Here is a 7,340-nt window from a genome sequence, read left to right as displayed (position 1 = left end):
AATCAAAAGGATTATAAACCACAATTTTATTTGTTCAAAAAACAACGAAAGAGAATTGAAACCTTGTTCTCGCAATTGTGCGACCAATTTATGATGAGACGTAATTACGCCAAGACATTTGAAGGTTTCAAAACCAGATTATTAGCTAAAATAACGGTGTTAACAGTTGTACAATTCATCAACAAAGAATATTTCAATAGGAATATCAATAACTTAAAAGTGTGTATTATTTAAAATGCACAACGGGTTTAAAATTGTATTTTTTACTTTTTCAACTGTAATCATTACAATCCTTGTTTATTACTTCGATCGCTTTTGGGAAACAAAATATCCAAAATCTTATCTGCGCTTTTCCTTAAACATGAATAACCATCCTTGGTATAAAAGAACAAAAATGTTTTTTTCTCTCTTGATTTTTATTATTTACCTTTTTTTATCCGCCAATCTTTATGGGAAAAGGGTTAAAAAAGAAATTTTAAATCACACCCTTATTGAAATTAAGTTTATAGACAATGAAGTATCAAGAGGTATTCTAATCGGAAAAATGGGTAATGTGATTTTTTTGTATCAAGACAAACACACCAAAGTTATTCCGGTTTCTTCTTTTGTTAAAGAATTTACAATTGAATAGATTATTATTTTACAGGATAATTCTTATCTAGCCAATCTACTTTTATATTCTGAGGCAAATTAAGGAGTTTAGCGTTTTTAAAACCTGATTCTGTAAGCAGGGTAAAAGCAGGGCGTATATTCGGGCAATTGGCAAACGGACAGCAACCGCAATATATAACCACTTCGGTATCTTTTGGTGTTTTTGCAAGTAACGCCTTCAACTGCTTGATATTTTGAGGCTCTGATGCCGGACCAGCATTAACAGATCCCTTAATCAAATCATCCGGACCGACTGATATAATTAACGCAGAAACGATTTGAGAATTATTGATTTTATCTGCTAAAGTTTCAGGTGCCATCAATTGGGAAATAGTCCATGGTTCTTGCTTTTGCTGAGCATATGAATCAGTTATCATAAAAAGTATCAATCCCAATAAAAATACAAAATATTTCATATCTTCTTTATTTGTATATTCACAAATATACTTCTTTTTATTTTTTAATGACAACTTTAAATTATCTTACATAAAACACATCACAAGCTTTCAATCCCATTTTAATAAACTGGTCTAAAATTAGCGTGCTGGCTGGCAGTAAAATAATCACAAAAAATCTGATGAACAGAATTATCTGTATGTGAAGCTCTAATTCCCAACTGGGTATATAATTCAATTATTTTACAAGACAGTTCCTTTACCGATATTTCTCCAAACTGATGGATTTCCTTCTGTTTTTCAATTCCTATTTCAAGAGTATTGCACAGTATTTTTTCTATTTCATCTGCAAAGCCATACACTTTTTCTTCCCTTTCTTTTATTGTTCTAAGAAAGAATGTCAAATCTAAACTCGGACGAAGCTTGAGGGCTTCTTCTCCAAAATGAAATGCCATTCCAAAATAATTGACCAAAAGTGTCAAATCAGCAAAAATCCGAAACGGTATTTTATCTAAAGAGGAATCAGTAAAAAATTCATTATAGATAAAACTGTATTTTTCAGACACTGCAATATTATGAATTTCAAAAGAATAGGTTCCCGTTGCTCGCATACCCATCGCCTTCCAATCTGCTATAATTTTAACCTGATGTTGCGGTATAATAAACGAACGGATAAGTTCATTTCCTTTTTCATCTAAAACCTTTTGACCATTTTCTATGACTATGGCATTCAAGGTAAAATGACTTAAATGAGGAGCTCCGGTTGCAAAACGCCAGATTCCGTTAATAAAATATTCATTATCTTTTCGTTCCGCAGTTCCGCCAATCATTCCGCTGCCACCAAAACAGGTAGTTGACTTTTGGAATAACTCGAATGCTGTTTCGGGCTTTAAATTGCGTGAAAAATAATTGGCTCCCGCACATAGTGTCACCATCCATCCCAAACTTCCATCTGTCTGAGCCAGATTTTTCAAAACCTTTAATCCTTCTTTAAAAGACAATCCCAAACCACAATATTGTTGCGGAACCCAAATTTGCAGCCAGCGCTGTTTAAAAACATATTGCATCACCTCAGCAGGCATGTGAGTAGCTCCAATAAGTTTATCTTTCAAAATGGCACTATGAAGCATAATGAGTTTGTTTTGCAATTTTATTCCAATTGATATAACCAAAAATAGCTACTATAAACAAAAAAGCCGTTAAAGCCGCATACAGATATAAATCTTTATGAATAAGTAATGGAACAGCAATAAAATTACTTATATTTAGGAGAACCCAATTTTCAACCTTGCGCTTTGCCATCAGCCACATCCCCGCCCAGGCAAATGCTGTAACTACTGAATCCCAAACAGGTACATCACTGTCTGTGTAATGTGTCAAAAACAAATAAAACAACAAGAATGTCCCCAGTACAATACCGATGGCTTTATATTTTTCTATCCGCGTTGTAAGTGTAATCGGCGTTTCCGATTGTTTTTTGCCATATTTCCAGAAAAGCCAGCCGTAAATACTCATTACCAGATAATATAAATCCAATGTAAATTCAGCATATAGCCTAGCATTAAATTTAACGTATAAAGCGAGTAAAATACCCGCAATTCCAAAAAGATAATTGTGAATGTTGTTTTTTTGGGCTAATAAAACCTGTACAACTGCAAACGACACGCCAAACCACTCCAACCAAGTCGTTTTGCTTAAAATTTCCTGCATCATATAACTAAAAATTAAATGATGAGATGACAAAATCAATCCCTACGCCGGCATTATCCGGATCAGGTGCAGAACCAATGTTCTTGGGTATCATCTCAGCCGATCAAATATCAGCACCCCATTAAGCGTTCAAAGTTGAGACTTTTTTTTGAAAAGGGAAAGGTTTACTTTGAAAAAGTTTTCAAAAATAAATTTCAAAAAAACATAGATTTTACAATATATTTTTTTATATAAAAAAAAGTACATATGTTTGGGTTAATTAATCTATAAAAATATAAACATGAGGAAATTTTCTATTTTTTTACTGGGAATATTATTTACAGCTTGTTCCACTGAAAACCAACGCTTAGAAAAAGACACTTTAGCAGAAACTTCATTTACTGACAAAACAGTAGAAATGATCGAATCTCCCGATTTTCAAAATATTAATTTTGAAATGATTAATGGAATCTTAGATATAGAAAATCTAAGCCTCAATATATATGAAATACCATTAATAAACAACTTAACGAATGAAACCAAGACTACGCTAGGTTATAATTGGTTAATTGACATTATTGACAACAATACTAAAGTGGGTAGCATTGAAGTAGTTCATAATGAAGCGGCAATAGGTGACTATGAATATTACATCAACTATATAGACCTTTCGGATTTTGATCATCACAATAATACAGGTAGCGTCAGTTTTACTGACTTAAATCTCGGTTTAAAGTATAGCACTTTTTACATTGTAAACGATATAATTCAAGAAATAGTAGACACAGAAATCTCCGTAAATGATTTTACCCCCAATAATATGATACTCAACAATAGTGAGAATTATTATACTTTTGATGAAAATTATTTAAACGATGGAAAAAGCTCAATTTATAAACTATGTGATTCTAATGGTAATCATAACATTAGCTTTTTTGAATGTTATCAATGTGGAAGAGATGCAATAAATTCAGATGGATTTTCTTCGTTTATGGCTGATTTTTTTCCTGGTTATGTATATGGTTCTTTATCTGCTGCATGTCTTTACATATCTGCTACATACTATATCCAACCATTTGACGCTATTGACTTAGAATAAAACTAAAATAATACATCTATGAATTTTTATATAATACTGTTATTATCTGTTATTATCATTATATATTTACTTTTGATAAAAATGATAATGTCCAATAATAAATTAAAAATGAGAGAAAAAGTAAACTCAATTTTTTTTCTAACGGTATTTCCATATGTAGGAATATTTTATTATTACATAAAAACACAAAAAAATTAAACAATTAATCAATTATAGCATAAAAGCGCAAACATTTTTGTTTGCGCTTTTATGTATAGAAAATAAAACTGATTAAGTCAACTTTTAATTTTATAAATAAAAAAATAAATTATATTTATTATGCTTGCGCTACTATACAATTTTTAAAAGCTGTTTTATGACTGCAAACCGACCAAAAATAAAATTAAAGCTTACAAAAACAGATAAAATTATTGAAGGAATAAGCGCACTGGGCATTATCACCCTTTTAATACTTCCTTGCTATTATTATGGTCAATTACCAGAAAGTATTCCTACTCATTTTAACGGTTCGGGACAGGCAGATGCTTTTGGAGACCGAAGCTCTATTTTTCTGATTCCTGTTTTTGCGTTGATTAGTTATATCAGCTTAACCGCTTTAAGCAGATTTCCTCATATTTTTAATTATCCGACAGAAATAACAGAAGAAAATGCTGCCGAACAATATGCTAAAGCCACCTCCTTAATCCGCATACTTAATCTCATTGTCATTTTTGTAATGGGATATATTACCCTGCAAACCATTCAAACGGCTTTGGGTAACAGTGAAGGGCTGGGAAGTATGTTTTTAATTTGTTTTATTATAATTATGCAGATTCCTACTTTTTACTTTGTATTTTCTAGAAAGAAAAACAAAACTAAACAGACGACAAATTAATTAATAGCCTATTCAATAAAAACAGGCTGTATTTTTTAATACAGCCTACTACCTCTGAATTTTAAATAGCACTTTTTTTAAATTATTAATATTTGAATTACCCATTATGTATTCTAAACATTATAATACCGAAGTAATTAAGGTTAATTAAATATAATAACCTTTATAGAATACAAGTCTATTACATTAATAAATTGTGGAACTTTGTCGCTTTTTTTGTATCAAAATAACAATATAAAATCACTCTATCTTTTTTGCTACAACCCTTCAAAGCTATTTCCAACCTTTGTCATAAAATTGTATCTTGCCAAAAAATTACATTTAACAATACTTAAAACATGAATCAACGTATTAAGAACCTGCTAAAAGCACTGGTATTATGTATTGCTTTTCCTATTTACGCCCAACAGGGCGGAATGTGGATTCCGTCGCTGCTAAAAGGAATGAATGAATCTGAAATGCAAAGTTTGGGAATGAAAATGTCTATTCAGGACATTTACGATATAAACAATTCGAGCATGAAAGATGCCGTGCCTCACTTTAACGGAGGATGTACTTCAGAGGTTATTTCTCCTCAAGGTTTACTATTAACCAACCATCATTGTGGTTACAGCCAGATACAATCACATTCATCAATAGAACACGATTATTTAACGGATGGCTTTTGGGCAGAATCATTAAATGAGGAGCTGCCTAACGAAAACTTAACCGTTACATTTATTGTACGAATCGAAGATGTTACCAATCAAGTATTAGAAGGGGTTTTAAATACAGACAGTGAAGGGGAAAAACAGTCTAAAATAACTAAAAACATATCGAAAACCGTTTCTTCTTTTCCAAAAGAAAGCTGGCAGGAGAATAAAATAAAAGCTTTTTTTGAAGGTAATCAATATATTTTATTTGTGACAGAAACATTTAAAGACATCCGTTTAGTTGGTGCCCCGCCTGCCTCAATAGGTAAATTTGGTTCAGACACAGATAATTGGGTGTGGCCTCGTCATACAGGTGATTTTTCTTTATTTAGAATCTATGCTGATAAAAACAACAAACCTGCTGCATATTCTAAAGACAATGTTCCCTACAAACCAAAATATTTTTTTCCTATTTCCTTAGATGGAATTGCTGAAGATGACTTTACCATGGTTTTTGGATATCCGGGACAAACGCAGGAATATCTTCCCTCTTATGCAGTTGAACAAATCATTAATGATTTAAACCCTGCAAAGATTGCTATTCGGGATGCTGCTTTAAAAGTAACAGACGAATTTATGCGCAATGATCAAACTATTAAAATTCAGTACGCTTCTAAATACGCTAGTATTGCCAATTACTGGAAAAAATGGATTGGAGAAAGCTTGGGATTAACTAAAACCAATGCTGTACAAGCTAAAAAAGATTTTGAAAAAGATTTTATAAAGCGTGCCAAACAAAATCCTCAAACTTTAGATTACACTACACTTCTTTCAGAATTTGAACAACTTTACAAACAAATTGCTCCCTATTCTTTAAGCAGAGATTACTTTACGGAAGTTGCTATGAGAAATGTAGAGTTACTAGTAGTAGCCTACCGTTTGTATGGTTTGGAGAGAAGTTATACGACCGAACAATCTTTTTCAGATAAAAAGGAAAATTTTATAAATGCACAAGAGCGGTTTTATAAAAACTACAATAAAAATGTTGACGAAAAAGTTTTTGAAGCAACCGTCTCTCTATATAGTCAAAAAGCCCCTCAACAATTCTTACCTGAAGAATTAAAAAATGTTGATGTTTCTTCACTTACCGAATCGATTTATAGTCAAAGTAAGCTTACTGATTACGAATCTCTTAAAAAGCTTCTGGAGGGCAACTCAAAAGAAGTTCTCAAAAAGTTAAATCGAGATAAAGGATATATCTTTGCCAAAGGCCTTATCGAAAATTATATTCAAAATATTTTACCGGAATATGAAAAACTAAATACCCAAATAGAAGCTTTACAACGCACGTACATGAAGGCGCAACTAGATTTATATCCGGATGCCAGAATATTCCCGGACGCAAATAGTACTTTAAGAGTAACTTATGGAAAAGTAGACGGATACTCTCCTAAAGATGCGGTTTATTACGAGCCCCTTACCTATTTAGATGGTGTTATCGAAAAATATGTACCGGGAGATTATGAATTTGATGTTCCTCAAAAACTTATTGATTTATACAACGCAAAAGACTATGGGCAATATGCCGACAATGGTAAACTTCCTGTAAACTTTATTGCTACAAATCATACAACTGGTGGAAATTCCGGAAGTCCTGCTATTGATGCTTATGGAAATCTAATTGGATTAAATTTTGACCGTGTTTGGGAAGGAACGATGAGTGATATTTATTATGATCCGTCTATATGTAGAAATATTATGGTGGATATAAGGTATGTGTTGTTTATCATTGATAAATTTGCAAATGCAAAACATCTTATTGATGAGATGAAATTAGTTCATCCAAAATCAGAAATATCAACATCTAAATAAAACAAATAACCTCTTTGTGAATAATTAATAATCTACCCGTGGTGCATTTGTATAAGTATTGAATAAAAGTTGTGCAATTTACTAAAAAACAGTAAATTGCAGTTACCACACAAACAATTCAATGCACA

At 31.8% G+C, this 7,340-nt stretch carries 8 protein-coding genes; 5 read left to right on the top strand and 3 right to left on the bottom strand.

Going from position 1 to position 7,340, the window contains the following annotated elements; all coding sequences use genetic code 11:
• Both C8P70_RS13370 and C8P70_RS13365 read left to right on the top strand, forming a co-directional pair.
• Positions 1–234, top strand: a 234-nt coding sequence (locus C8P70_RS13370; RefSeq protein ID WP_166666237.1) for a transposase, incomplete at its 5' end; no start/stop codon positions are given.
• Positions 235–361: 127 nt separating this feature from the next.
• Entirely contained in the window at positions 362–631 is a 270-nt protein-coding gene (locus C8P70_RS13365; protein WP_133713809.1) for a hypothetical protein, read from the top strand.
• Between the two features lie 4 nt (positions 632–635).
• Here C8P70_RS13365 and C8P70_RS13360 read toward each other — a convergent pair whose 3' ends face one another.
• The 3 genes from C8P70_RS13360 to pnuC form a co-directional block, all read right to left on the bottom strand.
• Positions 636–1,067, bottom strand: a complete 432-nt coding sequence (locus tag C8P70_RS13360; protein WP_133713808.1) for a rhodanese-like domain-containing protein — start codon at positions 1,065–1,067, stop codon at positions 636–638.
• 101 nt (positions 1,068–1,168) lie between these two features.
• On the bottom strand, positions 1,169–2,176 hold the full coding sequence (locus C8P70_RS13355) for an acyl-CoA dehydrogenase family protein (protein ID WP_133713807.1): 1,008 nt from the start codon (positions 2,174–2,176) through the stop codon (positions 1,169–1,171).
• Positions 2,166–2,759, bottom strand: a complete 594-nt coding sequence (gene pnuC / locus C8P70_RS13350) for a nicotinamide riboside transporter PnuC (RefSeq protein ID WP_133713806.1) — start codon at positions 2,757–2,759, stop codon at positions 2,166–2,168. Before pnuC ends, C8P70_RS13355 begins: the two co-directional genes overlap by 11 nt.
• A gap of 277 nt (positions 2,760–3,036) precedes the next feature.
• On the opposite strand from pnuC, the gene C8P70_RS13345 reads away from it, so the two are divergent.
• The 3 genes from C8P70_RS13345 (at position 3,037) to C8P70_RS13335 (ending at position 7,212) form a co-directional block, all read left to right on the top strand.
• On the top strand, positions 3,037–3,834 hold the full coding sequence (locus tag C8P70_RS13345; RefSeq protein ID WP_133713805.1) for a hypothetical protein: 798 nt from the start codon (positions 3,037–3,039) through the stop codon (positions 3,832–3,834).
• Positions 3,835–4,189: 355 nt separating this feature from the next.
• Positions 4,190–4,708 (top strand): DUF1648 domain-containing protein, encoded by a 519-nt coding sequence (locus tag C8P70_RS13340; protein ID WP_133713804.1) that lies wholly within the window; start codon positions 4,190–4,192, stop codon positions 4,706–4,708.
• 338 nt (positions 4,709–5,046) lie between these two features.
• A complete protein-coding gene (locus C8P70_RS13335; RefSeq protein ID WP_133713803.1) occupies positions 5,047–7,212 on the top strand; it encodes a S46 family peptidase in 2,166 nt (721 codons plus the stop codon).
• Positions 7,213–7,340: the final 128 nt, after the last annotated feature.

Source organism: Myroides indicus (assembly GCF_004364575.1).
Taxonomy (GTDB): Bacteria; Bacteroidota; Bacteroidia; order Flavobacteriales; family Flavobacteriaceae; genus Flavobacterium; species Flavobacterium indicum_A.
This window is presented reverse-complemented; position numbering and strand designations above follow the sequence as displayed.

Bases quoted from the DNA above. Each gene is read 5' to 3' on its own strand.
- C8P70_RS13340 (WP_133713804.1), top strand. From the start codon at position 4,190: ATGACTGCAAACCGACCAAAAATAAAATTAAAGCTTACAAAAACAGAT.
- C8P70_RS13355 (WP_133713807.1), bottom strand. From the start codon at position 2,176: ATGCTTCATAGTGCCATTTTGAAAGATAAACTTATTGGAGCTACTCAC.
- C8P70_RS13365 (WP_133713809.1), top strand. From the start codon at position 362: ATGAATAACCATCCTTGGTATAAAAGAACAAAAATGTTTTTTTCTCTC.
- C8P70_RS13335 (WP_133713803.1), top strand. From the start codon at position 5,047: ATGAATCAACGTATTAAGAACCTGCTAAAAGCACTGGTATTATGTATT.
- C8P70_RS13345 (WP_133713805.1), top strand. From the start codon at position 3,037: ATGAGGAAATTTTCTATTTTTTTACTGGGAATATTATTTACAGCTTGT.
- pnuC (WP_133713806.1), bottom strand. From the start codon at position 2,759: ATGATGCAGGAAATTTTAAGCAAAACGACTTGGTTGGAGTGGTTTGGC.
- C8P70_RS13360 (WP_133713808.1), bottom strand. From the start codon at position 1,067: ATGAAATATTTTGTATTTTTATTGGGATTGATACTTTTTATGATAACT.